This is a genomic window from Vibrio artabrorum (assembly GCF_024347295.1).
In the GTDB taxonomy this organism is placed as follows: Bacteria; Pseudomonadota; Gammaproteobacteria; order Enterobacterales; family Vibrionaceae; genus Vibrio; species Vibrio artabrorum.
Window position 1 is genome coordinate 3,080,306 of the sequence record NZ_AP025458.1, and the last position, 24,557, is coordinate 3,104,862.

Annotated in this window: 26 protein-coding genes; 2 read left to right on the forward strand and 24 right to left on the reverse strand. The window is 44.7% G+C overall.

Annotated elements, in window-relative coordinates:
• Window position 1 precedes the first annotated feature (1 nt).
• Complete coding sequence (ilvA, locus tag OCU36_RS13980) at window positions 2-1,546, forward strand: threonine ammonia-lyase, biosynthetic (RefSeq protein WP_261838470.1); 1,545 nt, start codon at window positions 2-4, stop codon at window positions 1,544-1,546.
• A gap of 98 nt (window positions 1,547-1,644) precedes the next feature.
• Here the strand turns inward: ilvA and punR are convergent, their stop codons facing one another.
• A complete protein-coding gene (gene punR / locus OCU36_RS13985; protein WP_261838471.1) occupies window positions 1,645-2,559 on the reverse strand; it encodes a DNA-binding transcriptional activator PunR in 915 nt (304 codons plus the stop codon).
• 163 nt (window positions 2,560-2,722) lie between these two features.
• Between punR and punC the strand changes: the two genes are divergently transcribed.
• Window positions 2,723-3,934 carry a purine nucleoside transporter PunC gene (gene punC, locus OCU36_RS13990; RefSeq protein WP_261838472.1) on the forward strand — a complete coding sequence of 404 codons (1,212 nt, stop codon included), beginning with the start codon at window positions 2,723-2,725 and terminating at the stop codon, window positions 3,932-3,934.
• Between the two features lie 111 nt (window positions 3,935-4,045).
• Here the strand turns inward: punC and glmU are convergent, their stop codons facing one another.
• From glmU to OCU36_RS14105, 23 genes are all read right to left on the reverse strand, one after another.
• Window positions 4,046-5,407 (reverse strand): bifunctional UDP-N-acetylglucosamine diphosphorylase/glucosamine-1-phosphate N-acetyltransferase GlmU, encoded by a 1,362-nt coding sequence (gene glmU, locus OCU36_RS13995; RefSeq protein ID WP_261838473.1) that lies wholly within the window; start codon window positions 5,405-5,407, stop codon window positions 4,046-4,048.
• A gap of 182 nt (window positions 5,408-5,589) precedes the next feature.
• Entirely contained in the window at window positions 5,590-6,012 is a 423-nt protein-coding gene (locus OCU36_RS14000) for a F0F1 ATP synthase subunit epsilon (RefSeq protein ID WP_261838474.1), read from the reverse strand.
• An 18-nt stretch (window positions 6,013-6,030) separates the two neighbouring features.
• Complete coding sequence (gene atpD / locus OCU36_RS14005; protein ID WP_261838475.1) at window positions 6,031-7,434, reverse strand: F0F1 ATP synthase subunit beta; 1,404 nt, start codon at window positions 7,432-7,434, stop codon at window positions 6,031-6,033.
• Window positions 7,435-7,468: 34 nt separating this feature from the next.
• A complete protein-coding gene (gene atpG, locus OCU36_RS14010) occupies window positions 7,469-8,335 on the reverse strand; it encodes a F0F1 ATP synthase subunit gamma (RefSeq protein WP_261838476.1) in 867 nt (288 codons plus the stop codon).
• Window positions 8,336-8,383: 48 nt separating this feature from the next.
• A complete protein-coding gene (gene atpA / locus OCU36_RS14015; protein WP_261838477.1) occupies window positions 8,384-9,925 on the reverse strand; it encodes a F0F1 ATP synthase subunit alpha in 1,542 nt (513 codons plus the stop codon).
• Window positions 9,926-9,938: 13 nt separating this feature from the next.
• Window positions 9,939-10,472: a F0F1 ATP synthase subunit delta gene (atpH, locus tag OCU36_RS14020; protein WP_261838478.1), complete on the reverse strand. Its 534-nt coding sequence runs from the start codon at window positions 10,470-10,472 to the stop codon at window positions 9,939-9,941.
• A gap of 15 nt (window positions 10,473-10,487) precedes the next feature.
• Window positions 10,488-10,958, reverse strand: coding sequence for a F0F1 ATP synthase subunit B (atpF, locus tag OCU36_RS14025; protein WP_261838479.1), 471 nt, complete (start codon window positions 10,956-10,958; stop codon window positions 10,488-10,490).
• A 61-nt stretch (window positions 10,959-11,019) separates the two neighbouring features.
• Entirely contained in the window at window positions 11,020-11,277 is a 258-nt protein-coding gene (gene atpE / locus OCU36_RS14030; protein ID WP_004411110.1) for a F0F1 ATP synthase subunit C, read from the reverse strand.
• 49 nt (window positions 11,278-11,326) lie between these two features.
• Window positions 11,327-12,124, reverse strand: coding sequence for a F0F1 ATP synthase subunit A (atpB, locus tag OCU36_RS14035; RefSeq protein ID WP_261838480.1), 798 nt, complete (start codon window positions 12,122-12,124; stop codon window positions 11,327-11,329).
• Window positions 12,125-12,132: 8 nt separating this feature from the next.
• Window positions 12,133-12,522, reverse strand: coding sequence for a F0F1 ATP synthase subunit I (locus OCU36_RS14040; protein WP_261838481.1), 390 nt, complete (start codon window positions 12,520-12,522; stop codon window positions 12,133-12,135).
• A 189-nt stretch (window positions 12,523-12,711) separates the two neighbouring features.
• On the reverse strand, window positions 12,712-13,593 hold the full coding sequence (locus OCU36_RS14045; RefSeq protein WP_261838482.1) for a ParB/RepB/Spo0J family partition protein: 882 nt from the start codon (window positions 13,591-13,593) through the stop codon (window positions 12,712-12,714).
• A gap of 23 nt (window positions 13,594-13,616) precedes the next feature.
• Entirely contained in the window at window positions 13,617-14,390 is a 774-nt protein-coding gene (locus OCU36_RS14050; protein ID WP_261838483.1) for a ParA family protein, read from the reverse strand.
• Between the two features lie 14 nt (window positions 14,391-14,404).
• Entirely contained in the window at window positions 14,405-15,037 is a 633-nt protein-coding gene (rsmG, locus tag OCU36_RS14055) for a 16S rRNA (guanine(527)-N(7))-methyltransferase RsmG (RefSeq protein ID WP_261838484.1), read from the reverse strand.
• Window positions 15,037-16,932 carry a tRNA uridine-5-carboxymethylaminomethyl(34) synthesis enzyme MnmG gene (gene mnmG / locus OCU36_RS14060; protein WP_261838485.1) on the reverse strand — a complete coding sequence of 632 codons (1,896 nt, stop codon included), beginning with the start codon at window positions 16,930-16,932 and terminating at the stop codon, window positions 15,037-15,039. Before mnmG ends, rsmG begins: the two co-directional genes overlap by 1 nt.
• Window positions 16,933-17,413: 481 nt before the next feature.
• Window positions 17,414-17,848: an FMN-binding protein MioC gene (gene mioC / locus OCU36_RS14065; RefSeq protein WP_261838486.1), complete on the reverse strand. Its 435-nt coding sequence runs from the start codon at window positions 17,846-17,848 to the stop codon at window positions 17,414-17,416.
• A 48-nt stretch (window positions 17,849-17,896) separates the two neighbouring features.
• Complete coding sequence (gene mnmE, locus OCU36_RS14070; protein ID WP_261838487.1) at window positions 17,897-19,258, reverse strand: tRNA uridine-5-carboxymethylaminomethyl(34) synthesis GTPase MnmE; 1,362 nt, start codon at window positions 19,256-19,258, stop codon at window positions 17,897-17,899.
• Window positions 19,259-19,388: 130 nt separating this feature from the next.
• Entirely contained in the window at window positions 19,389-21,008 is a 1,620-nt protein-coding gene (gene yidC / locus OCU36_RS14075; RefSeq protein ID WP_261838488.1) for a membrane protein insertase YidC, read from the reverse strand.
• Between the two features lie 2 nt (window positions 21,009-21,010).
• Window positions 21,011-21,268, reverse strand: a complete 258-nt coding sequence (gene yidD, locus OCU36_RS14080; protein WP_261838489.1) for a membrane protein insertion efficiency factor YidD — start codon at window positions 21,266-21,268, stop codon at window positions 21,011-21,013.
• Entirely contained in the window at window positions 21,235-21,558 is a 324-nt protein-coding gene (rnpA, locus tag OCU36_RS14085) for a ribonuclease P protein component (RefSeq protein ID WP_261838490.1), read from the reverse strand. The genes yidD and rnpA overlap by 34 nt, the downstream gene beginning before the upstream one ends.
• A gap of 45 nt (window positions 21,559-21,603) precedes the next feature.
• Window positions 21,604-21,738 (reverse strand): 50S ribosomal protein L34, encoded by a 135-nt coding sequence (gene rpmH, locus OCU36_RS14090; protein ID WP_004735800.1) that lies wholly within the window; start codon window positions 21,736-21,738, stop codon window positions 21,604-21,606.
• A gap of 194 nt (window positions 21,739-21,932) precedes the next feature.
• Window positions 21,933-22,682, reverse strand: coding sequence for an amino acid ABC transporter ATP-binding protein (locus OCU36_RS14095; protein ID WP_261838491.1), 750 nt, complete (start codon window positions 22,680-22,682; stop codon window positions 21,933-21,935).
• Window positions 22,679-23,350: an amino acid ABC transporter permease gene (locus tag OCU36_RS14100; RefSeq protein ID WP_261838492.1), complete on the reverse strand. Its 672-nt coding sequence runs from the start codon at window positions 23,348-23,350 to the stop codon at window positions 22,679-22,681. The genes OCU36_RS14095 and OCU36_RS14100 overlap by 4 nt, the downstream gene beginning before the upstream one ends.
• Window positions 23,351-23,498: 148 nt before the next feature.
• The gene (locus tag OCU36_RS14105; RefSeq protein ID WP_261838493.1) at window positions 23,499-24,248 is read right to left on the reverse strand and encodes an amino acid ABC transporter substrate-binding protein; all 750 of its coding nucleotides are present in this window, start codon (window positions 24,246-24,248) and stop codon (window positions 23,499-23,501) included.
• Window positions 24,249-24,557 lie beyond the last annotated feature (309 nt).

The following is a 24,557-nucleotide window of genomic DNA, read 5'->3' on the forward strand; positions in this document are numbered from 1 at the left end:
GATGAGTGATGACACTTCCAGTACCCAGAAACAAACTGGCGCAGATTATCTGCGCCAGATCCTGAGAGCACCGGTTTATGAAGCGGCAATTGTGACCCCTCTTCAGGATATGCCACGCTTAAGCGCTCGTATCGGCAATCGGGTTCAGCTAAAACGCGAAGACCGTCAACCAGTACATTCGTTCAAGTTGCGTGGTGCCTATAACATGGTATCAAACCTCACTGAGCAGCAAAAAGCCGCCGGTGTGATTGCCGCATCGGCAGGGAACCACGCTCAAGGTATGGCGCTATCAGGCTCTAAATTGGGGATTCAAACCACCATTGTGATGCCAAAAACCACTCCGGATATTAAGGTCGATGCAGTACGCGGATTCGGTGGTCATGTGGTTCTGCACGGCAGCAACTTTGATGAAGCTAAAGATGAAGCCGAGCGCCTCGCTTCTGAACATGGCTACACCTTTGTCCCTCCTTTCGATCACCCATTGGTGATTGCTGGACAAGGCACAATGGGGATGGAGATGCTGCAGCAAAACGGTCACATGGATTATATCTTTGTCCCCGTCGGTGGTGGTGGCTTAGCCGCTGGTGTTGCTGTGTTAATAAAACAGCTGATGCCAGAAATTAAAGTGATTGCGGTTGAGCCTGAAGACTCTTCTTGCTTAAAGGCGGCACTCGATGCGGGTGAGCCCGTGATACTGGATCAAGTCAGTATGTTTGCTGATGGTGTTGCGGTTAAACGCATTGGTGAAGAAACCTTCCGCCTTTGCCAACAGTACATTGACGGCCACGTTGCGGTTTCGAGCGATGAAATCTGCTCTGCGGTGAAAGACATCTTTGAAGACACTCGTGCAATTGCCGAGCCTTCAGGTGCACTTGCTCTGGCTGGTTTAAAAAAGTTTGCCGAACAAAACCAACTGCAAGATAAGCAACTGGCAACAGTACTGTCAGGCGCCAATACGAACTTTCACGGTCTACGCTATGTGTCTGAACGTTGCGAGTTAGGTGAGAAACGAGAAGGTCTACTTGCGGTGACGATTCCAGAACGTCAAGGCGCATTCTTAGAGTTCTGTAACTTGATTGGCGGCCGAGCCGTGACTGAGTTTAACTACCGCCACAATGACGAAAGCTTAGCGAATATCTTCGTTGGTGTTCGTCTACAGGGTGGCCAAGAAGAACTTGAGCATATCATCAACGATCTACGCGAAGGAGGCTATCCGGTTGTCGATCTTTCTGATGATGAGATGGCAAAACTGCACATTCGCTACATGATTGGTGGTAAACCATCAAAACCATTGAAAGAACGCTTATACAGTTTTGAGTTTCCAGAATACCCAGGTGCATTGATTAAGTTCCTTAGCACCTTAGGGACTCACTGGAACATCAGCCTGTTCAACTACCGTAATCATGGTGCCGATTACGGTCGTGTATTGTGTGGTTTTGAGCTTGGCGATGATGATTTGGCTCAGTTTTCAACTCACTTAAGAGAACTGGGTTATCAGTGCAAAGATGAAACCGATAACCCTTCTTACAAGTTCTTCTTGTCTTAAGAGTGAGTTATCAAACTCAAAAGAGCGAGTGTTTACTCGCTCTTTTTATTTGTGCGCTTTCAGATAAAGCCTCATACGATCCGATGTAAATGAGATCATTAAAGTGCTTTGCGATGCTCTAGCCAATCTTGATAAAGCTGCTCACTCGATCCTAAATATTTAACCATCCAATCGATCAATTTATGATTGTCGTCTTTACGCCACACTAAGCAGCAATGACTCTGTGGGCTTGGTTCGGGGAGTACTTTCTCTACCAACAAACCTTGTTCGATGATAGGTGCTGCAATGTGCCTTGGCATATAACCCACCCCAACACCACTCTTAAGACATTCTATAGCGCTATACCAGTTGGGTAACAACAGACGCCTTTGATTAGAATAATGGCCCGTATGCCGCTTAGGGAGTACGCTAGAAGTATCATCCAAACATATTGCTAGGTACTGACTCACAACGGCTTCATTGAGGTTTTGCTCTCGCACACAAGGGTGACCAGGCGACATCACAAACGCCCAGTCTAACCGTCCCATATCTTTAACCTCAAAGTCGCCACCGACTGGAATTGCCGAGGTAGCACCAATCACGATATCAGCCCGCCCCTGTGCAATGGCCTCCCAAGAACCGTTAAACACCTCCATGTTGATCTGAAGCTCGGCAAACTCAAAGGTTTGATAGAACGCTTCAATCATTGGCTTCATCTGGTCGAGCTTAACCACATTATCGAGCGTTAAACGTAAGGTTCTTTTCCAACCACGTGCAGCCCGTCGAGTCTGGGCACTGACCTCTTCCATCTGTCTCAGTAATGCACGTGCCTCTTCAATGAACAACTCACCGGCAGGCGTCAACTCAACCTTTCTCGGTAAGCGCCTGAACAGTAAAACATCCAGCTCTTGCTCAACTTGCCTAACGCCATAGCTGATCGCTGAAGGTACTTTGTGCAATTGTTCTGCGGCAGCAGTAAAGCTGCCTAATCGAGCGACAGTATCGAGCATTTCTAATGAGGATTTAGAGAACATAAGCCTTCAAATTTTTTGATTGATAACTACATATTTTAGCGTTTTATTTTACCATCACTGAAAAATAGAATGTCAGCATAGATAAGAAGGGATATGAGTCCCTTAATTATCAAACAATTTTTTTGATGATAAAACATCACCACCTTCAGTTTAATGGCATCTTATGAATATATCTAAATTTCAATTGATCTACCTTGCGGTACTTTCCATGCTTGGTTTTATTGCGACTGATATGTACCTTCCAGCATTTAAGGCAATGGAAGTCGATTTCGCAACGGGCCCAGAGCAAATCGCACTGTCTCTCACCGTATTCCTGGGCGGTATGGCCATTGGTCAGCTTCTGTGGGGTCTAGCGAGTGACAAATTTGGTCACCGCAATACGCTTGCGGTTGGTCTTGTTATCTTTACTGCCGCTTCATTCGGTTTGGCATTCAGCACCGAGGTTTGGCATTTGCTGACCCTGCGCTTCATTCAAGCAATCGGAGTGTGTGCTCCTGCGGTCATTTGGCAAGCGATGGTTATCAAGCGTTACTCTCAAGGCAGTAGCCAGCAAATTTTTGCAACCATCATGCCTCTTGTTGCGTTATCTCCAGCATTAGCACCTCAACTGGGGGTGTTACTCGCGAACAACTTCGGTTGGCACAGTATCTTTGTCACATTGACGCTAATGGGCGCATTACTGATCGCAACGACAATGGCTCAACCAAAAGAGACGCCAGAAGTAAAACAAACGTCGATCAAAACTGACATTAAAATGCTACTTCAATCCAAGCCATACCTAGGCAATGTGTTGATGTTTGCATCGGCATCGGCAGCATTCTTCGCTTACCTCACGGGTATGCCGGAAATCATGGCTCAATTGGGTTATGAAGCAAAAGACATTGGCCTTAGCTTTATCCCACAAACGATTGCATTTATGGCAGGGGGTTACTTCGGTAAGCAAGCCGTCAAAAAGTATGGTGATGGCATCGTATTACGAAACTTGATAGGTCTGTTTAGTGTTGCTGCGTTACTGATTTTCATCGCATCACAATGGGCGCTGACATCCATTTGGCCTCTACTCGCACCGTTCTGTCTGATTGCAGTCGCAAACGGCGCACTTTACCCAATTGTAGTAAACCGTGCACTATCAAGCGCAAAACAGAGCCCAGCTACGGCTGCCGGACTACAGAACAGCCTGCAAATAAGTGTTAGTAGCCTCTCAAGCGCACTCGTAGCCGCAATGGCGAGCCAAGCATTGAGCGCAACGGGTATCGCTGTGGTGATTTGTTTAGGTACTTTATGGATTGGCTATATCATGTCGAACAAAGAACTGTCTGATCACTTTGTTGCGCCAGATAATTCACGCGTAGTAGCCGATGAGAAACAAGATTAATTTCTTGTGCAATAAAAACCAAAAAAGAGCGAGTTGACTCGCTCTTTTTTAGAAGAAAAAACCAGTCGCTGTGCGACTGGTTTTAATTAAAATCATCGTTTTATTTCGAGGCTACTTTTTCTTAGTCGGGCGCTGCCAGTTGGCAATTTTACGTTCTTTTGCTCGGCTAATAACCAGTTCATTCTCAGAAACATCACGTGTCACCGTTGAACCCGCTCCGACAGTTGCACCATTACCAATCGTGACAGGCGCAATCAGCTGACTGTCTGAACCAACAAATACGTCATCGCCAATGATGGTTTTAAACTTGTTCACACCATCGTAGTTGCATGTGATAGCACCTGCCCCCACATTTACGCGCTGGCCAATTTCAGCATCACCAAGATACGTTAAATGGTTGGCTTTAGAGCCCTCACCAAGGCGAGTATTCTTCACTTCAACAAAATTACCCACGTGTGAATTGTTACGCATATCTGCTCCCGGGCGCAGACGGGTAAATGGGCCAACGGTACAATCTTCACCGACCGTTGCGCCTTCAATTACGCTGTATGGACGAACGACAGTGTTATCATCAATCTCACAATCTTTCAGTACACAACCCGTGCCGATAAACACGTTATCACCAATGCTGACACTGCCCTCGATAATAACATTGGTATCAATCTCTACATCCATACCACACTGAAGTTCACCACGGAGGTCAAAACGGCTTGGGTCACGTAACATGACACCTTGCTTCAATAACTTATCAGCCTGATCAGCTTGGTAAGCACGCTCTAGACGAGCCAATTGAGAGCGATCGTTCACGCCTTCCACTTCAATTGGGCTTACTGGATGCACAGCTTCAACCGCACGACCTTCGTCATGAGCCGCAGCGATAACGTCAGTCAGGTAGTATTCCCCTTGCGCGTTGTCATTGCTTAGGCCTGATAACCAGCGCTTCAGATCGCCACCAGTCGCCACCATCACACCCGTGTTGATCTCTTTGATAAGCTTCTGCTCATCGGTTGCATCTTTCTGCTCAACGATCGCAACCACCGGCCCATTACGACGAATGATACGACCGTAGCCCATTGGGTTGTCTAACACGACGGTAAGCAGAGCGATGCCACCGTTTGGCTGAGCGTCTAATAGGTTTTCAATGGTTTCTGGAGAGATAAGAGGCACATCACCGTATAATACGAGTACCTTTTCATCATCAGCGAAATGCGCAGAGGCTTGATCAACCGCATGTCCAGTACCCAACTGTTCAGCTTGCAGTGCCCAGTTTACAGACTCTTCAGCTAACACCGCTTTCATCTGATCACCACCGTGGCCGTAGACCAAGTGAATGTTCTGTGCACCTAAACCGTTGCAGGTATCGATAACGTGTTTCACCATCGGCTTACCAGCCAGCGTATGTAGCACCTTTGGTGTGTTTGAATACATGCGAGTGCCTTTGCCCGCTGCGAGAATCACTGCACTAAACTTCATTGTTAACCTATCCAACGTTATTTTTATTAAGCCGATATTGTAACCGTTTTTGGTCAATAAATTAAATATCAATCACTCCCAATCATTCCTGAAACATAACACTGAACAATATCGATATACAAAAATGCAAAAAGGCGACCTTTAGGTCGCCTTTATCTCATAGCCAATAATCTTACAAAAGATTAACGGCGTCGCTTCGTCAGTTCGATGACTCGTAACTGAGCAATGGCTTTAGCCAATTCACCAGCCGCTTGTGCGAAGTCCATGTCGCCATGCTGATTTTGGATATTCTCCACAGCCTTGCGTTTAGCTTCTTCCGCCTTTGCTGCGTCTAGCTCTTCACCACGGATAGCCGTATCAGCCAGTACAGTTGCAGTACCAGGTTGAACTTCTACCATACCACCAGAAACATAAATAATTTCTTCGTGGCCGTGCTGCTTAACAATACGCACCATACCAGGCTTGATAGCGGTCAACAGCGGAGTATGTCCATGGAAAATACCAAGTTCACCTTCGCTACCGGTCACCTGAAACGTCTCAACAAGGCCAGAGAAGATTTGTTTCTCAGCACTTACAACGTCTAGGTGAAAGGTTATTGTTGCCATATCGCCTCCTAGTTAGCCTTATAGCTTCTTAGCATTCTCAATAGCTTCGTCAATTGCACCACAGTACATAAACGCTTGCTCTGGAATATCATCGTATTCACCCGATAGAAGACCTTGGAAGCCACGTAGAGTCTCTTTTAGAGGTACGTAAACACCTGGGTCACCTGTAAATACTTCCGCTACGTGGTAAGGCTGAGTTAGGAACTTCTCAATCTTACGAGCACGAGATACGACTTGCTTATCTTCTTCAGATAGCTCATCCATACCTAGGATTGCAATGATATCTTTCAGCTCTTTGTAGCGCTGAAGAGTCGACTGAACGCCACGAGCAACGTCGTAATGTTCTTGTCCAACTACCAATGGATCCAGTTGACGTGAAGTAGAGTCTAACGGGTCGATCGCTGGGTATAGACCCATGGCTGCGATGTTACGGTTAAGTACAACCGTTGCATCCAAGTGAGCGAACGTTGTTGCTGGAGACGGGTCAGTCAAATCATCCGCAGGTACGTATACCGCCTGTACAGACGTGATAGAACCGGATTTTGTTGACGTGATACGCTCTTGTAGCACACCCATCTCTTCAGCCAGTGTTGGTTGGTAACCTACCGCAGAAGGCATACGACCTAGCAGTGCTGAAACTTCAGTACCAGCGAGTGTGTAACGATAGATGTTATCAACAAACAGTAGAACGTCACGACCTTCGTCACGGAAACGCTCTGCCATTGTTAGCCCCGTCAGTGCAACACGTAAACGGTTACCTGGTGGCTCGTTCATCTGACCGTAAACCATTGCTACTTTTGATTCTTCAGGGTTTTCGATGTTTACAACACCCGCTTCCTGCATTTCAAAGTAGAAATCGTTACCTTCACGAGTACGCTCACCTACACCTGCAAATACAGATAGGCCAGAGTGTTTCAGTGCGATGTTGTTGATAAGCTCCATCATGTTAACGGTCTTACCGACACCTGCACCACCGAATAAACCAATTTTACCACCCTTAGCGAATGGACAAATCAAGTCGATTACTTTAACACCCGTTTCTAGAAGAGTGGTCTCGTTAGACTGCTCTTCGTAACTCGGAGCTTCACGGTGAATAGCATAATGCTCTTCAGCACCAATTTCACCGCACTCATCAATCGCGTCACCTAGGACATTCATGATACGACCCAATGTCTTAATACCCACTGGTACTGAGATTGGAGCGCCAGTATTTTCAACTGTCAAACCACGACGTAAACCATCAGAGCTACCCATTACGATTGCGCGAACTACGCCACCGCCAAGTTGTTGCTGAACTTCAAGAACGAGACGTTCTTGTACTTCATTAACATTCAGAGCATCGTATACACGAGGTACTTCGCCCTGTGGGAACTCTACGTCGACTACCGCACCGATGATCTGTACGATCTTACCTGTAGCCATCGTTAATCCTCTAACTATTTAGTTTTACCTAAGCTTAAACTGCAGCTGCGCCTGAAACGATCTCAGAAAGTTCTTGTGTAATCGCCGATTGACGGGCTTTGTTATACACAAGTTCTAAGTCATCAATAATGTCACCAGCGTTATCTGTTGCTGATTTCATCGCAATCATTCGAGCGGCTTGCTCACAAGCAAGATTCTCGACCACACCTTGGTACACTTGAGATTCGACGTAACGAACCAGTAGTGCATCGAGCAGTGGTTTTGGCTCGGGCTCATAAATGTAGTCCCAAGAATGACTGCGTTGCATTTCTTCGCTATCTGATTTAGGCAAAGGAAGTAATTGATCGATCGTTGGTTCTTGAACCATAGTGTTTTCAAACTTGTTGAACACTACGAACAGGCGATCCAATTCACCTTCATCATATTTCTTTAGCATTACGCTTACAGAGCCAATCAAGTCTTCAAGGCTTGGACGATCGCCCAGACCAGAAACTTGAGCTGCTACTTTCGCGCCGCTGTTATTGAAAAATGCTGTTGCTTTAGAACCGACAATTGCAAGCTCTATATCAGCACCTTTCTCAGACCAACCTTTCATGTCGTTCATGGCTTTCTTAAACAAGTTAATGTTCAAACCACCACAAAGACCACGGTCTGTAGAAATGATGATGTAACCAACACGTTTGGCTTCACGTTCCTCAAGATAAGGATGCTTATACTCAAGGCTACCGTTCGCCAAATGACCGATCACTTTACGCATTGTTTCTGCATATGGACGAGTCGCTTCCATTGCGTCTTGAGAACGACGCATTTTTGAAGCTGCTACCATTTCCATCGCTTTCGTAATTTTCTGTGTGCTTTTAACACTACCGATTTTATTACGTATCTCTTTTGCGCCGGCCATCGTTACTCTCCGTTAACGGTATGAGGTGGCCCTAAGACCACCTACCAATTACCAGGTCTGGGTTGCCTTGAAATCGTCAACAAGCTTCTGCAGCTCAGCTTCGATTTCTTTATTGAACGCACCCGTAGTGTCGATCTGTGTGACTAGATCGGCATATTGACCATGAGCAAACGACAGTAAAGCAGCTTCAAAGTCTAGAACTTTTGAAAGTTCAACGTCTTGAAGGTAGCCTCGCTCTGCAGCGAAGATGACTAGAGCTTGGTCAAATACAGACATAGGAGCATATTGTTTCTGCTTCATCAGTTCTGTCACTTTTTGACCATGATCGAGTTGCTTCTTAGTCGCTTCATCAAGATCCGATGAGAACTGTGCAAAAGCAGCAAGTTCACGGTATTGAGCTAGAGCAGTACGGATACCGCCAGATAGCTTCTTGATGATTTTAGTCTGCGCCGAACCACCTACACGAGAAACTGAAATACCAGGGTCAACAGCAGGGCGAACACCCGCGTTAAATAGCTCAGTTTGTAGGAAGATCTGACCATCAGTAATCGAGATTACGTTGGTTGGTACGAATGCAGATACGTCACCCGCTTGCGTTTCGATGATAGGAAGAGCAGTTAAAGAACCGGTCTTACCTGTCACTTCACCATTAGTGAATCTCTCTACGTAAACTTCACTTACGCGAGCAGCACGCTCAAGCAAACGAGAGTGAAGGTAGAAAACATCACCAGGGAATGCTTCACGGCCAGGTGGACGTTTCAGTAGTAGTGATATTTGACGGTAAGCAACCGCTTGCTTAGATAGATCATCATAAACAATCAGTGCATCTTCACCGCGATCACGGAAGTATTCACCCATCGCACAACCAGAATACGGCGCAAGATATTGCAGCGCTGCAGATTCAGAAGCCGATGCAACAACAACAACCGTGTTAGCCAGTGCACCGTGCTCTTCTAGTTTGCGAACTACGTTGGCAATAGTCGACGCTTTTTGGCCGATCGCTACGTAGATAGAGAAAATACCTGAATCTTTTTGGTTAATAATCGCATCGATCGCCATCGCTGTTTTACCAGTCTGGCGGTCACCGATGATAAGCTCACGTTGACCACGACCGATAGGGATCATTGAGTCAACAGACTTGTAACCAGTTTGAACAGGTTGATCTACCGATTTACGGTCGATAACACCCGGTGCGATAATTTCTACAGGCGAAGTCAGTTTCGCTTCGATAGGCCCTTTACCATCAATTGGCTCACCTAGCGTGTTTACAACACGACCAAGCATTTCTGGACCCACTGGTACTTCAAGAATACGACCAGTACCTGTAACTTTCATGCCTTCCTGTAGGTCAGCATATGGGCCCATAACAACAGCACCAACCGAATCACGGTTCAAGTTAAGTGCGAGTGCGTAACGGCCACCCGGTAGTTCAATCATTTCACCTTGCATTACGTCCGCTAGGCCGTGAATGCTAAGGATGCCATCGCTTACCGAAACGATGGTACCTTCATTACGAGCTTCACTAACAACGTCGAAAGATTTAATGCGTTGTTTAATTAGATCGCTAATTTCAGTGGAATTAAGTTGCATGCTCCAATCCCCATTAAGACTGCAATGCATCGCTCAGGCGGTCTAAACGACTGCGCGCTGAGTTATCGATGACTAGGTCTCCGGCTCGAATAATAACTCCACTAAGTAGAGTCTCATCTATACTGCAATTCAGCTGAACTTTGCGCGCAAAGCGCAATTCCAATTTGCTGATGATATTTATGCGTTGTTCTTCTGAAAGTTCAACCGCTGAAATCACTTCAACGTCGATCTCTTTCTCATACTCTTTTTTAAGTATGAAGAACTCTTTACAAACATCAGGAAAGGCCATTAATCGACCGTTCACAGCCATCACTTTAATTAAGTTCTGACCGAATTCATCAAATTGTTCGCCACAAATGACAATGAATATTTCAGCTAATTTATCAGCGGTCATAGAACCACTTAATAAATGGTGAACATCATCATTTTGTGCCACTTCGGCAGCAAAAGTAAGCATTTGACCCCACTGGTCTAGCTCACCTTTATCTACCGCAAAGTCAAACGCTGCTTTAGCATAGGGGCGTGCGATTGTAGTCAAATTAGACATATTCAGCCCCTTGCTTTAAAGCTTTGCAGAAATATTATTAAGAAGATCATCGTGTACATCTTTATCGATTGTACGCTCAAGGATTTTCTCAGCACCAGCTATAGCCAGAGTTGCGACTTGTTTGCGCAGGTCATCACGGGCTCGTACGCGTTCAGCTTCAAGTTCAGCTTCCGCTTGCGCTAAGATCTTCTGGCGTTCTACCAGAGCCTCTTCGCGAGCTTCTTCAATAATTTGAGCCTTACGCTTATTCGCCTGATCAATAACCTCAGTTGCAGTGCGCTTTGCTTCTTTCATTTGCTCAGAAGCATTGGCTTGTGCCAGGTTTAAGTCTTTACTAGCGCGTTCAGCGGCTACAAGACCGTCAGCGATTTTCTTCTGACGCTCTTCAATTGCTTGCATAATTGGCGGCCATACATATTTCATGCAGAACCAAACAAAAAGAGAAAAAGCAATTGCTTGACCTAGCAGAGTTGCGTTCATATTCAAAACAGCTACCCCTCGTTAAGAATCAACTACAAAAATGTCATTAACTACTAAAATGAGTTAATTAGCCTGCTAGTTGACCAACAAATGGGTTAGCAAACGTGAATAGTAGTGCGATTACGATACCGATCATTGGAACAGCATCCAATAGACCAGCGATGATGAACATCTTAACTTGTAGCATTGGAGCCATTTCAGGTTGACGCGCAGCACCTTCTAGGAATTTACCACCAAGAATAGCAAAACCAATTGCTGTACCTACGGCACAAAGACCAACAATAATAGCAACAGCGATTGCTGAAAAGCTTAGTACAGTTTCCATTTACGTTCTCCGATTAACATTTATAGTTAGAATAAAGCTTAAAAATTTTTTAGTGATCACTATCTTCATGAGCCATTGATAAATAAACGATTGTCAACATCATGAAAACAAACGCTTGAATCAAAATAACTAAGATATGGAAGATAGCCCAAGGTAGTGCACCCACCCATTGTAAGTACCACGGCAGCATTGCCGCGATAAGAATAAACACCACTTCACCAGCAAACATATTGCCAAATAAACGCATACCTAAAGACAGTGGTTTCGCTAATAACGAAATAACTTCAAGTACCAAGTTAAATGGAATCATGATTGGGTGATTAAATGGATGCAGTGCCAATTCTTTAGCAAATCCGCCGAGTCCCTTCACTTTGATGCTGTAATAAATCATCAGAGCAAAAACACCTAGAGCCATTGCCATTGTTATATTCACATCAGCTGTAGGAACCACTTTCAAGTAAGGGATACCTAGCCAATGTTCAGCTGGATACGGTAAGAAATCGATAGGCACTAAGTCCATCAAGTTCATGAGAATAATCCAGCAGAATATAGTCAGTGCTAGTGGGGCAATCAGAGGGTTGCGGCCATGGAAAGTTTCTTTAACGTTGTCACCAACGAATTCCACCACCATTTCAACAAAACACTGAAGCTTACCAGGTACACCTACTGTTGCTTTCTTAGCGACTGAGCGAAAAACCCAAAGGAATAACACCCCTGTCAACACCGAAAAAAACAGACTGTCTATATGTACGTTCCAGAAACTTGTCTCCTCTACAAGACCAAACTTAGCTAAAGAAAGGTTTTGTAAGTGATGCTCAATGTATCCGGATGCTGTTGGCGCAGCCATAACTCATCCTATTTTTTATTGTTAATGAAAAGCACTGGCGCAAAGATATTAATACCGAGTACCAGTAAATAGGTCAGTTTGAGGGGAATTAACTCCACCTGCATATACATGTAGACAATAGAGAATAGTAGAACTGTGATAAGGATTTTTAGTGCTTCACCTGTGTAGAACGATGCCGCAACTAACTTAGTCGCACGAGCTCCGCAAAATAGGAAAGCACTCACACAAAACACTGCATTTGCAATGACAAAAATACCGCCACCGATTAACGCAGAAAAACCCCAATCAAAATTAACAGCTAAACCTAACCCTATCGCCACTAATATAACCGCGCTAAGCTCGAGCAATAACATCTGCTTTGCAAGCACTCGCCCTGGTCTTGCTAACGCTGTTATCATGTATTCGTTCCTCTTTTAAGCCCAATTAACTACTCGCTTAAAAGCGTTCTGAGAAGCTGTCAAAATTATACGTTCAGGCAAACCGATTTCAATAATACTGCAGCAATTGCTTACACTTTTGCTTACAAGCTTACAACTTTAAACGATATTACTGTTTCTAACATAATTGACCTAAATCAATTATGTCACTTAGCATTCTAATTTCGCAATAAGTTGCTCTAATTTGTGAGGTTCATCAAGAGTAATTACTACTTTTGACTTACCGCTAACAGAACGAGTAATTGAAACATTTGATTGCAATTTTTCTGAGAGTCTTTGGGAGAGTTTGATGGCTTCTGCGTCCTCCGGTTTTGATTCTGGTTCAACGTCCGGTTTTAAGCACTTTTTGACGAGTTGTTCGGTTTGACGCACGGTCATTTTTTTGCTTGCAGCCACATTTGCGACTTCAACTTGGGTATCTCCTTCAAGCGCAAGGAGTGCTCGTGCATGACCCATTTCTAGCTGCTTTGATATCACCAAAACCTTGACAGGTTCTGCCAACTGGTTCAGGCGCAGTAAATTACTCACGGTTGCTCGTGATTTACCGATCACATCAGCGACCTTCTGGTGCGTGAGTTCAAATTCATTTTGTAAGCGCTCAAGCGCTTGCGCCTCTTCGATAACATTAAGGTCTTCACGCTGAATATTCTCAATCAATGCCATCGCTATCGCGGCTTTGTCTTCAACCTTTTTAATCAAGCACGGCACTTGCTTTAAGCCGGCTTGACGAGCCGCCCTCCAACGACGTTCTCCAGCGATAATCTCGAACTGATTCTGCGTTAATGGACGCACAACGATTGGCTGAATAATACCTTGAGATTGAATAGACGCCGCCAACTCTTCTAAAGCTTCAGGCGCCATATCCTTACGCGGTTGGTAGACACCAGGCTTTAAGCAGCCGACAGCAAGTTCAATGAGTTCACCATCAACCGATAACGACTGACTATGAGAGGCGACTTGTTGTTTTTCACGAGCCAACGAGCTAGTTGCAAGTAATGCATCTAACCCTTTTCCTAAACCACGCTTAGACATTGAGCGAATTCCTTTTGTTATACCTATACAGGGACTTCTTCACGACGTAACATTTCTCCAGCAAGAGCAAGATATGCTTTGGCACCTGCGGAGTATTTGTCGTAGTACATTGCTGGCTTACCATGACTCGGAGCTTCCGCCAGACGCACATTTCTAGGGATAACCGTTCGGTATACTTTACTCCCGAAGTGTTTTTTTAATTGATCCGATACTTCATTTGATAAACGGTTACGAGGATCGTACATCGTACGCAGAAGACCTTCGATCTTCAGATTATCGTTGACCACCGCTGCAAGTTTACTGATGGTATCCATCAATGCAGTTAAACCTTCCAGAGCAAAATATTCACATTGCATCGGAACCAATACTGAATCGGCCGCCGCCATCGCATTGATGGTAAGAAGGTTTAGCGAAGGTGGACAATCGATAAAGATAAAATCATAGCTATCACGAATTGGTGCCAACGCATTCTTAAGTCGAACTTCGCGGGCAAACACTTCCATTAGCTTAATTTCAGCGGCTGTAACATCACCGTTTGCGGCAATGAGATCGTAGTTACCGGATGTACTCCGGCAAACTACCTCATCAAATGGGGAATCTTCAACTAATAAATCGTAAGCAGTTGCTTCAACTTGATATTTGTCGACACCACTTGCCATAGTGGCGTTACCTTGTGGATCAAGGTCAACAACCAAAATCTTGCGTTTTGTTGCTGCCATCGATGCTGCTAAATTTATGCAAGTTGTTGTTTTTCCTACACCACCCTTTTGGTTGGCAATTGCGACTATTTTACCCACTGTGGCCTCGCTGATTATCCTTGACGCGATAAAGTAACTAGATGACGCTCTCCATCAAGCTCTGGCACTTGCAAAGCTTTAATGTCTGTCACTGAACACCATTCAGGTAACAAATCTATTTCGTCTCTAGGATGTTGTCCTTTAAGAGCCAAAAATACACCGGATGACTCTTTAGGTAGATGGTGACACCACTCGACCATATCTGTCATTGACGCAAACGCACGACTGAGGACTGCATCAAACTTTTCTTCAGGTTGAAACTCTTCAACACGGCTTTGAACCGGCACCACATTGTCGATCCCCAGTTCATGAATCACTTGTTTAATAAAACGAATACGTTTACCTAAACTGTCTAACAAGTAAAACTCGCAGTCTGGATTCATGATTGAGAGCGGAATCCCAGGAAGACCAGGTCCCGTACCTACATCGATAAAGCGCTTGCCTTGTAAGTGAGTGCTCACAATGATGCTATCTAAGATATGTTTCACCATCATTTCAAGCGGATCTCGAACCGACGTTAGATTGTAAGCTTTATTCCATTTGTTAAGTAACTCAACGTAACCAACTAATTGGCCACGTTGTTTTTCCGATACTTCAAGTTCCGTCTGGCCAATCAGGTGATCCAGTTTTTCGCGTAATACGCTCATTATGCTTCCTCACCTTTTTTCAACAGGCCGTGTTTTTTCAGATAAACCAACAGAATAGAGATTGCAGCAGGCGTAATTCCAGAGATACGAGAAGCAATGCCAATTGAGTCAGGTTTCGCGGTTGTCAGTTTTAAAACCACTTCGTTAGAAAGTCCTTTTACCTTGCTGTAATCGATATCAGCAGGCAGTTTGGTATTTTCATGACGCAGTGATTTCTCAATTTCGTCTTGTTGACGCTGAATATAACCATCGTACTTTACTTGGATCTCTACTTGCTCAGACGCTTGTTGATCGTCCAGCGCAGGGCCAAAACGATCCAATGCCGTTAGCTGTGAATAAGTCATTTCTGGGCGACGAAGAAGATCCTCACCGCTCGCTTCACGTGACATCGGTGTTTTAAGAATTTGGTTCAGTTGATCAATATCTTCCGATTTTGGATTAATCCAGGTCTCTTTCAGACGTTGACGCTCCTTCTCCATATTTTCTACTTTCTCGTTGAAACGAGCCCAACGAGTATCGTCGATAAGACCAAGTTCACGTGACTTCTCTGTCAAACGAATATCAGCGTTGTCTTCACGAAGCAGCAAGCGGTATTCCGCGCGAGATGTAAACATACGGTAAGGTTCTTTGGTGCCCATGGTTGATAGGTCATCAATAAGCACGCCCATGTAAGCTTGGTCACGACGTGGGCTCCAGCTTTCTTTGCCTTGAGTAAACAAACTTGCATTCAGACCCGCCATCAAACCTTGTGCAGCCGCTTCTTCGTAACCTGTGGTCCCGTTGATTTGACCGGCAAAGAACAGACCTTTGATAAACTTAGTTTCGTAAGTCAGCTTAAGGTCTCGAGGATCAAAGAAGTCATACTCAATGGCATAGCCTGGACGAACGATATGCGCATTTTCAAAGCCCTTCATCGACCGAACAATTTGAACCTGTACATCAAACGGCAGACTGGTAGAGATACCATTCGGGTATAGCTCATGGGTCGTTAACCCTTCAGGCTCAATAAAAATTTGGTGGCTGTTCTTATCTGCAAAACGCATCACTTTGTCTTCAATTGAAGGACAGTAACGAGGGCCAATACCTTCAATCACACCCGCATACATAGGGCTGCGATCAAGGTTGGCACGAATTACGTCATGAGTATTTTCATTGGTATGCGTGATGTAACATGGAATCTGACGAGGTTGTTGAGCTCGGCTGCCCATAAACGAGAAAACAGGCGTCGGATTATCACCGTGCTGAACCTCAAGCTCAGAAAAATCAACGCTGCGAGCATCAATACGAGGAGGAGTACCTGTTTTTAGGCGATCAACCCTAAACGGAAGATCACGCAGACGTTCAGCTAGCGCGATCGAAGGAGGATCTCCCGCTCGACCGCCTGAAGAACTTTCCATGCCGATGTGGATCTTTCCACCAAGAAATGTGCCAACGGTTAACACAACTGCGTTAGCATGAAATTTAAGGCCCATCTGTGTGACGACACCCACCACTTGATCCTGTTCAACGATCAAATCATCAACGGCTTGTTGAAACAGAGTTAAGTTTGGTGTGTTTTCGAGAACATTACGGACAAAAGCTTTGTAAAGAGCGCGATCAGCTTGCGCGCGAGTTGCACGGACCGCTGGACCTTTTGATGCATTTAATGTTCTGAACTGAATACCTGCATGATCAATAGCTTGCGCCATTAATCCACCCATTGCATCGACCTCTTTTACCAAGTGGCCTTTACCGATACCGCCAATCGCTGGGTTACAAGACATCTGCCCCAATGTATCGATATTATGAGTTAGCAATAACGTACTTTGACCAGTACGTGCCGATGCGAGTGCAGCTTCCGTTCCTGCATGGCCACCACCAACAACGATGACGTCAAATTTTTCGTGATAAAGCATGAACCAACCTCAGGTATTCAAACGTTTCTAGACTGACAAAAAGGAGCGATATTCTACCTGTTTTCATAGCATGAGAAAACGTTTTTGAAATTTTTAGAGAAAGCGGTTTTTAATTAATATAGATAAGATCTTTAAAGAGATCTTTTATTAGATCTATTATTAGGATCGAGGGTATCTGTGGATAAGTCAAAAATGATCAACAAGATCATGGATCTTTTTTGGATCAAAGCATGTGATCTAACTTTGATCATGATGAGGATTAGCTGGGATCAAAATAGCGACTTATTCACAGGTGAAAATCAGAAAAAAACTTATTATTTGGATAACTATAGGTTAATCACCGTATATGTATGATCTTATCCACAAAGGAAATTGAAAATTGTTTGTATTTTTTGATGTTTTTTAAAAAAAGTTATTCACAATCACGATATTGAGAGACAAAAAAAGCGGCCTAAGCCGCTTTTTGAGGTAAACGAGGGGGTTAAAACTGGTCGCTATGATTGTTAAACCACGCTTCTGCAGCGTCTTCGGGTACCGGAGTTTCTAGTACATCGATGGTTAAACAGTCAGAAATAGGCTGAGCGCAGAGCTCTTTTAGCTGGCTGTGGATTAATTTACCCGCCAAACAGAAAGTATCGTAACTCGAATCTCCAAGCGCCACGACAGCAAAGCGAACCTGACTTAAATCTGGAGATTGCTGAGTTAATGCGTCGATAAACGGCTTAATATTGTCAGGAAAGTCACCTGCACCATGTGTTGACGTTACGAGCAACCAAGTGCCGTGCTGCGGAATGTTGTCGTATTCAGGCTGATTATGAAGGGTTATCTCGGCCCCTTGGGTCTTGAGAAGATCATGGAGGTGATCGCCAACGTATTCAGCGCCACCTAAGGTGCTACCTGTAATAATGTGGATCATGAAACTGTCCTTACAAAAGTAAAGGCTAGCCTAAGCCAGCCTTTATAATTATTTACCGATACAGAATGAAGAGAATATGCGGCCTAATAAATCATCTGAGCTGAATTCGCCTGTGATCTCATTGAGGTATTGTTGGGTGATTCGCAGCTCTTCCGCCAAGATTTCCCCTGCCATATAGCCTTCGAGCTGTTGCTGACCAATATCGAGATGCTCAGATGCGCGCTCTAGAGCATCTAAGTGGCGACGACGTGCCATGAAGCCACCTTCATGACCACCAGCAAAGCCCATGCAATCTTTTAAGTGATTACGCAGTGCATCAACGCCTTGTCCCGTCTTGGCTGATAGTCGAATCAGAGTTGGATCATTAACATGGCAGATCCCGAGCTCTTCACCGGTTTGATCGGCTTTGTTACGAATTACGGTCATTCCGATGTTATTCGGCAGACGATCAACGAAATCGGGCCAGATATCTTTTGGGTCGGTAGCGTCGGTAGTGGTGCCATCGACCATAAATAAAACGCGATCGGCTTGGGCTATTTCTTCCCAAGCGCGTTCAATACCGATTTTTTCGACTTCATCGGAGGCTTCTCGCAGGCCTGCGGTGTCAATAATGTGCAGTGGCATACCATCAATATGGATATGTTCACGCAGTACATCACGCGTGGTACCAGCAATATCAGTCACAATCGCGGAGTCTTTACCCGATAATGCATTCAGCAAGCTCGACTTACCGGCATTAGGACGACCTGCAATCACCACCTTCATGCCTTCACGCATGATGGCACCTTGATTGGCTTCTTGGCGCACTGCTTCGAGGTTGTCGATGATAGCTTGTAAGTCTGCACTGACTTTACCGTCAGCAAGGAAATCAATCTCTTCTTCAGGGAAGTCGATCGCGGCTTCAACATAGATGCGTAAGTGAATCAGAGAGTCCACCAGCGTATTAATGCGTTTTGAAAACTCACCTTGTAACGATTGCAGGGCTGATTTCGCCGCTTCTTCTGAACTGGCATCAATGAGGTCGGCAATCGCTTCTGCTTGGGTTAAATCCATCTTGTCGTTCAAGAAGGCACGCTCCGAGAACTCGCCTGGACGTGCTGCGCGTAGCCCTGGAATAGCAAGGATACGTTTGATGAGCATATCTATGACCACAGGACCGCCGTGGCCTTGCAGCTCTAACACATCTTCACCTGTAAACGAGTGTGGGTTAGGGAAGTAAAGCGCGATGCCTTGGTCTAGCTCTAAACCATCGTGAGATTTAAAAGGGGTATACTCAGCGTAACGTGGTTTGAGTACTTTGCCGGTAACTTCAAGCGCAACTTGGGCTGCTTGTGGGCCTGAAACTCGGATAATACCGACGCCGCCACGGCCGGGTGCAGTCGCTTGAGCGACAATCGTGTCTGTGGTCATAGTTGTGCCTGCTAGCATGTGAAAGCCAAAAGGGGGCATTCTCGATTAATCAATTAGCTGAATTGTAATCAGCTAAAAACAAAAAGGCGACCTTTTGGTCGCCTTTCTTTATCTCTTTCTATTATCGAACTTACTTAGAATGTAAGCCTTTCTTTTCCAGCGCTCGGTAGATAAGCGTTTGCTGAATCAGAGTTACAATGTTCGATACTAGCCAGTAAAGAACCAGACCTGACGGGAAGAACAGGAAGAAGAATGTGAACATAACCGGCATAAAGGTCATGATCTTCTGCTGCATTGGATCCGTTACGGTCGTAGGGCTCATCTTCTGGATTAGGAACATTGAAGCACCCATCAGAAGTGGCAAGATGTAGTAAGGGTCTTGTGCTGAAAGGTCTGTAATCCAACCGAAGAACGGTGAATGACGAAGTTCAACTGACTCCATTAGTGCCCAGTATAGCGAAATGAATATAGGCATTTGTAAGACGATTGGTAAACAGCCACCAAGTGGGTTTACTTTCTCTTTCTTGTACAATTCCATCATTTCTTGACTCATGCGCTGGCGGTCATCGCCAATACGCTCACGCATCGCTGTCAGTTTAGGCTGAAGCATGCGCATTTTAGCCATCGATGTGTACTGAGCTTTTGTCAGTGGGTACATAGCACCACGAACGATAAACGTTAGACACATGATCGCTAGACCCCAGTTCACAACAATACCTTGAATAAATGAAAGCAGTGTGTGAAGTGGTTTAGCGATGAACCATAACCAACCATAGTCAACAACCAAATCTAGGTTTGGCGCCACTTCAGCCATTTGGTTTTGAAGTTTAGGACCGACCCAAAGTGTTGCTTTGAAGTTTGCTTCATCACCTGCTGCGATGGTTTTGTTTGGCATGCGAACACCAATATCACCAAGGTTACCAATGACACGAGTGTAAAGGTTGCTGCCTGCTTCGTCGCGCGGGATCCATGCCGTAGCAAAGTAGTGTTGAATCATCGCTGCCCAACCTTGACCATTGGCTAGGTTAAGAGACAGGTTGCGATCTTGCATGTCTTTGAAGCTGTATTTTTTGTAACGTGTGTCTTCCGTAGAGTAAGCACCACCACGATAAGTTGGCATAGTTAGACTACCACCGTCGTCCATTACGTTTTGACGAAGGTGAGCATACATGCCTAATGTTGCGTTATTTCCAGAGTTGTTCACGACATCGTATTCAACATCCAATGCGTAGCTGCCACGCTTAAGGATGAATGTTTTGGTGTAATTAAGGCCGTTCGCTTGGAAAGTCATTGGAATGCGCAGTTCGTCCTGACCATCAGCAAGTGTAAAGCTGTCTGCTGAAACTGTGTAACTAGGACGATTTGTGCTGCTTAGATCGATACCTTGAGGACCCACTAGACCGCTTTGAGCGATAAATTGGTGACCTGGTTCGTTCTTCAGAAGAACGAACGTATCCTTAGAATCGAATTCTGCAGAGTAATCATTTAGGTTTGCCTTAACTACATCACCACCAACTGTATCAATTGACAGAGTCAGTACATCAGTTGTTACTGTGATCGTTTTTGCAGAAGCGACTTGGCCCGGAGCTGGGTCTAGATCATCTGCATAAGATGGCGCTGGTAGAGTGCTGTCAGATTGTGCCTGCTCAATCGCTTGTGGAGCTGGGTTCTTCGCTACATTCCATTGTTGGAAAAGTAGGAAAGAAACCAAAGCCAGTGCGATTAACAGGATATTACGTTGAGAATCCATCGTTATTTATCTCTGTCTTGTTTTTGGACTGGTGGAATGGGGTCAAAGCCCCCTTCGTTCAAAGGATGGCATTTTAATAGACGTTTGCCTGATAACCAACACCCTTTTACAAAACCGTGAGCTTTCAACGCTTCTATCGCATATAAAGAGCAGGTCGGAGTAAATCGGCAGCGTGGGCCGATGAGTGGACTAATAAACCATCTATAAAAATAGATGGGTATTAGCGCTATCCACGCGAAGGGCGAGACAGGCGAAGCCATAATTTGTCGAGTAGCTTAAACATTTCATCATTGCTTAAATCTTGCGCGCTCTTTTTAGCAATTACAACAAAATCTTTGTTTGGAAGTTTATGTTGAATGTTACGAAAGCTTTCACGAGTAAGACGCTTGAATCGGTTACGACCCACGGCGGTTTTTATCTGCTTTTTCGGAACAGCTAATCCAAGACGAGGATTTGAAAGAGAGTTATTTCGGGCAATGATGGTGAAATGAGGGGAGCCTGCTCGATGAGCTTGCTTGAAGACGTTTTGATAATGTTCGGGAGTTAACAAGCGTAACTCCCGACCGAAGGCTAGCTTATTCAAAATAATCAAAGATTACTTAGAAAGACGCTTACGGCCTTTTGCACGACGTGCATTGATTGTTGCGCGACCGTTCTTAGTAGCCATGCGAGCACGGAAACCGTGAGTACGCTTACGCTTTAGAACTGTAGGTTGAAAAGTGCGTTTCATTGTAATTACCTTACTGATCAGTAGTTTTAGGTTTTTGTTAAACCCGGCGTGGGTATTTTTTCTCTTCTTTATATAAGAAAGGAAAACCGACGCCTCTCAACAAAGAGGCGGAATTGTAATCACTGTCACAAAAAGTGTCAATGATTGGGTTAACTAAAATTCCGGTCGGGGGATTATACGTAGAATAACTAAAATCACAAGGATCCTTCGTCGATCCCTACCTTATTTAAGAATTTTTTTAATTTAGGATCCTGTGGATTACCAAAAATATCCTGTGGAGATCCCTGCTCGACAATATGGCCGTCAGCCATGAAGATCACTCGGTCTGCTACCTCTCTAGCGAACTGCATTTCATGGGTAACCACCAGCATGGTTTGATGCTGATTTGCCAGTTTTTTCATTAGGTTAAGCACTTCGCCAACCCACTCAGGATCGAGCGCTGAAGTCGGCTCATCAAACAGTAAAAGCTCAGGTTGTAGTGCCATAGCACGACCAATACCCACCCGTTGTTGCTGGCCACCAGAGAGCGCGGCTGGGTAGCTATCACCTTTGTCACCCAAGCCAATGTCATCAAGTATTTGTTGTGCCTTTTTATGGGCTTGTTGTTTTTTCCAACCACGAACGGTAATTAAACCTTCAGCAATATTCTGTCTCGCGGTTTGGTGAGCGAACAGTGCATAGTTTTGGAACACAAAACCGGTCTTACGACGCAGTGCAAGTACCTCTACCTTGGTGTGCTTCTGGACATCCACTTTGATATCGTCAATCGAAATTGTACCTTGATCGGCTTGCTCTAGAAAATTCACACAACGCAGTAATGTCGACTTACCCGTGCCACTAGAACCTATGATGACAATGATTTCACCTTGTTTTATTTCAAGGTCGATGCCTTTCAATACTTTGGTGTCGCCAAATTGCTTATGAATATTTTGTAATTTGATCATCGTATATACGCCTTGTTTAGTTTCACTTCAGCCCAAATTTGAATACGAGTGAGGATGGCCACCACACCCCAATAAATCAGGGCGACGGCTAAGAAAGCCTCGAAGAAACGAAAACTTGAGGAGGCTTCCATTTGTGCTCTTGCCATGATTTCTGCAACACCTAACGTGAAAGCAAGCGATGTCGACTTAATCATATCGATGAAGTAGTTCATTAAAGAAGGCAGTGCAACACGTGTGGCTTGTGGCAAGATCACTCGGCGCATTGCTTGGCTGGTTGTCATGCCAACAGAAAGGCTGGCTTCCATTTGGCTGCGATCAATACCGATAATCGCAGCACGAATACTTTCTGCCATATAAGCGGCGAAGTGAAGGGTTAAGCCGATCACGGCAGCGCTGAACGCATCTAATCCCACCATCCACGGGAAGATTTGTGGCAAGCCGTAATAAAGGAGGAACAATTGCACCAACAGCGGCGTTCCTCGGAAGAAACTGATATACAGTTGACTCAATTGATCGAGTACTGGAATTTTGAATACACGAATGTTTGCCAGTATCAGAGATAGGATCAGAGAAAAGAACAATCCCCAGATAGCCATCTCCATAGTAGTGCCGAGATACCTTAACAGTATTGGCAGCAGCTCTAGCATGTAATTAAAGTCAAATCCCATAATCTATCTCGCATTTATATTGGAGGGGTGTTCTATTTAGAAATACTGTTCTATCTGGCTTTTTAATCAGTGAAACTTAATCTGTGAAACAAAAGCAAAAAGCCCACCGCTGAATAAGCCGTGGGCTCTGAATGCGTTGAGTGAGTCATTACTTCTGAGTAATGTCTGCCTCGAACCATTTCTTAGAGATGCTTTCTAGCGTGCCGTCTTTGCGCATTGCTGCGAGCGCTTGATTGACTTCAGCTTGTAGCTTTTTGCCCTTATCGTTATTGACGAAAGGCCATGCATTTTCAATGGTTTCAAATGGTTGCCCAGCTAGCTGTAATGGCAGACCAGTCTTCTTGATTAGCTCGAGTGTTGATAGGCGATCCATAACGAACGCATCTGCACGGCCTAATGCGACATCATGCTCGATACCCGTATCGTAGGTCTTTACATTGATTTTGCCATCTTTATCGTAATTGCGTAATAGTTGCGCAAAGTTTGATCCAAGGTTTACGGCAACCGTTTTACCAGCAAGGTCTTTGAGGCCTTTGATGCTGTCATTACCTTTGCGAACGGTAATCTGTGCACCATCTATTACGTATGGGTCTGCAAATAGGTATTTTGCTTTGCGTGCATCGGTGATCGTAATTTGGTTTGAAATAGTATCGATTCGACCTGTTTCAAGAAGACCGAACAGACCTGAGAAGTTTGCTGTCACGTATTCAACGTTATAGTCATTGCGCTTACCGATCTCATCCCATAAATCCACTTCAAAACCTTGTAATTGGTCCTGTTTCACGAAAGTGAATGGGAAGTAGCGACCAGACATGCCGACTTTGACTTCTGTTGCGGCTTGAACCGTTGCTGCTGAGAGTGCGATAGCCGCAATTGCCGCTTTAATCCAGTTATTCATTAGGTAACTCCTTATATTTATGGGATTGGATGTTACTGGGAAAATGCTCAATAGAATAAATAACCAGATGTTATTAACCATAACTAGATCGTTTTCTGTATTTGGGGATAACTAGCAAGGATCCGGGCATAAGTTGATCATTGTGTGAGTAAATTAGGGGCAAGGTGTGGGGATCTAAAGATTTTCACACGATTTATTGTGAATAACTTGGATCTTATTCACTGGATCGGTGATCAAGTGCTGGTGATCTGACTTATCAACAGGTAAAATTAGCAGTCATTTCATATAACTTAAATAGAGTGGGGCACC

Coding starts and splice junctions, on each gene's coding strand:
- ilvA (WP_261838470.1), top strand. CDS start 2: ATGAGTGATGACACTTCCAGTACCCAGAAACAAACTGGCGCAGATTAT.
- punR (WP_261838471.1), bottom strand. CDS start 2,559: ATGTTCTCTAAATCCTCATTAGAAATGCTCGATACTGTCGCTCGATTA.
- punC (WP_261838472.1), top strand. CDS start 2,723: ATGAATATATCTAAATTTCAATTGATCTACCTTGCGGTACTTTCCATG.
- glmU (WP_261838473.1), bottom strand. CDS start 5,407: ATGAAGTTTAGTGCAGTGATTCTCGCAGCGGGCAAAGGCACTCGCATG.
- OCU36_RS14000 (WP_261838474.1), bottom strand. CDS start 6,012: ATGGCAACAATAACCTTTCACCTAGACGTTGTAAGTGCTGAGAAACAA.
- atpD (WP_261838475.1), bottom strand. CDS start 7,434: ATGGCTACAGGTAAGATCGTACAGATCATCGGTGCGGTAGTCGACGTA.
- atpG (WP_261838476.1), bottom strand. CDS start 8,335: ATGGCCGGCGCAAAAGAGATACGTAATAAAATCGGTAGTGTTAAAAGC.
- atpA (WP_261838477.1), bottom strand. CDS start 9,925: ATGCAACTTAATTCCACTGAAATTAGCGATCTAATTAAACAACGCATT.
- atpH (WP_261838478.1), bottom strand. CDS start 10,472: ATGTCTAATTTGACTACAATCGCACGCCCCTATGCTAAAGCAGCGTTT.
- atpE (WP_004411110.1), bottom strand. CDS start 11,277: ATGGAAACTGTACTAAGCTTTTCAGCAATCGCTGTTGCTATTATTGTT.
- atpB (WP_261838480.1), bottom strand. CDS start 12,124: ATGGCTGCGCCAACAGCATCCGGATACATTGAGCATCACTTACAAAAC.
- OCU36_RS14040 (WP_261838481.1), bottom strand. CDS start 12,522: ATGATAACAGCGTTAGCAAGACCAGGGCGAGTGCTTGCAAAGCAGATG.
- OCU36_RS14045 (WP_261838482.1), bottom strand. CDS start 13,593: ATGTCTAAGCGTGGTTTAGGAAAAGGGTTAGATGCATTACTTGCAACT.
- rsmG (WP_261838484.1), bottom strand. CDS start 15,037: ATGAGCGTATTACGCGAAAAACTGGATCACCTGATTGGCCAGACGGAA.
- mnmG (WP_261838485.1), bottom strand. CDS start 16,932: ATGCTTTATCACGAAAAATTTGACGTCATCGTTGTTGGTGGTGGCCAT.
- mioC (WP_261838486.1), bottom strand. CDS start 17,848: ATGATCCACATTATTACAGGTAGCACCTTAGGTGGCGCTGAATACGTT.
- mnmE (WP_261838487.1), bottom strand. CDS start 19,258: ATGACCACAGACACGATTGTCGCTCAAGCGACTGCACCCGGCCGTGGC.
- yidC (WP_261838488.1), bottom strand. CDS start 21,008: ATGGATTCTCAACGTAATATCCTGTTAATCGCACTGGCTTTGGTTTCT.
- yidD (WP_261838489.1), bottom strand. CDS start 21,268: ATGGCTTCGCCTGTCTCGCCCTTCGCGTGGATAGCGCTAATACCCATC.
- rpmH (WP_004735800.1), bottom strand. CDS start 21,738: ATGAAACGCACTTTTCAACCTACAGTTCTAAAGCGTAAGCGTACTCAC.
- OCU36_RS14095 (WP_261838491.1), bottom strand. CDS start 22,682: ATGATCAAATTACAAAATATTCATAAGCAATTTGGCGACACCAAAGTA.
- OCU36_RS14100 (WP_261838492.1), bottom strand. CDS start 23,350: ATGGGATTTGACTTTAATTACATGCTAGAGCTGCTGCCAATACTGTTA.
- OCU36_RS14105 (WP_261838493.1), bottom strand. CDS start 24,248: ATGAATAACTGGATTAAAGCGGCAATTGCGGCTATCGCACTCTCAGCA.